This window comes from Bradyrhizobium sp. 23 (genome assembly GCF_023073295.1).
GTDB lineage: Bacteria > Pseudomonadota > Alphaproteobacteria > Rhizobiales > Xanthobacteraceae > Bradyrhizobium > Bradyrhizobium canariense_D.
Genome location: NZ_JADPJF010000098.1, coordinates 18,704 through 19,685, shown reverse-complemented (window position 1 = coordinate 19,685; position 982 = coordinate 18,704). Strand labels below are relative to the sequence as shown.

Genomic DNA, 982 nt, shown 5'->3' with positions numbered 1-982 from the left:
GGGGGATCCAGTATTCCAGAGAGAGCGATAGTGAACCGAAACCGCGGCGTACTGGATGCCCCGGTCGAGCCGGGGCATGACGGCGGAGTTTGGCGCGACAAGACGCTCACCCGCCATCATGCCATTCTGCCCCTGTTTTGCCCGACGGAGCAACGATTATTTTGTTTTTCCCGAAGTGAAAAAGAAAGCTCAATGATTCCTGCTAGATGCCTACTGTGCATGGGGTTGTTTTCGCGTTTTTTGTTGGAGGCGCCCCGAGCTGCCGCTACGCTTGCGCTTCCAGCCCTCCATCCGAGGTGATCCCATGCCGATCCAGCATTTCGCGCCCCCGCCGCACGTCAAGGCGCCGCCGCTGTCCTTTGCCACGCGCGCAGGCGATCTCCTGTTCGTCTCCGGCATTCCCGGCTTCGACGCGAACGGCGCGCTGCCCGACGGCTTCGAGGCGCAGTTCGCCAATGTCGCCATCAACATCAAGCGCGTGCTGGCGGAGGCCGGCGCCGAGATCCGCGATCTCGTCAAGGTCAACGTGCTGCTGACCCGCGCCTCCGACGTCGCCGCCATGAACGCGCTCTATGCCGGCGCCTTCGGCCCGCCGCCCTACCCTGCCCGCACCACCTGCGTGATCCACGCACTGCCCGATCCGAAGATGCTGATCGAGATCGAGGCGGTGGCGTCGCTGGCCAAGAGTTAGACGTGTGATCGTCAGGCGATAGTCAAGGGATAAGGGTCGTCCGAACAGCCGACCAACGGCTGACATATCCGTGAACGGTCGCCGCCCCGCTTGCCAGCCACGCAGATTTGCCGCACCAGTTTTCTCTCACGTTCCCATCAGGAGATATTTCATGCGTCGCGTTCTCGCCCTTTGTGCCGTTGCCGGCATCGCCACCTCCGTGTTCGCCGTGCCGGCCTCTGCGGCAGTCGGCTATTACGTGATCCGCTGGGACAACACCGGCATTTGCCAGGTCTGGAACGAGGACCTCAA

Annotated in this window: 1 protein-coding gene; it reads left to right on the top strand. The window is 62.5% G+C overall.

The window, feature by feature from the left end:
* Positions 1-304: 304 nt before the first annotated feature.
* The gene (locus IVB32_RS23895) at positions 305-691 is read left to right on the top strand and encodes a RidA family protein (RefSeq protein ID WP_247294963.1); all 387 of its coding nucleotides are present in this window, start codon (positions 305-307) and stop codon (positions 689-691) included.
* The last annotated feature ends 291 nt before the right edge of the window (positions 692-982 follow it).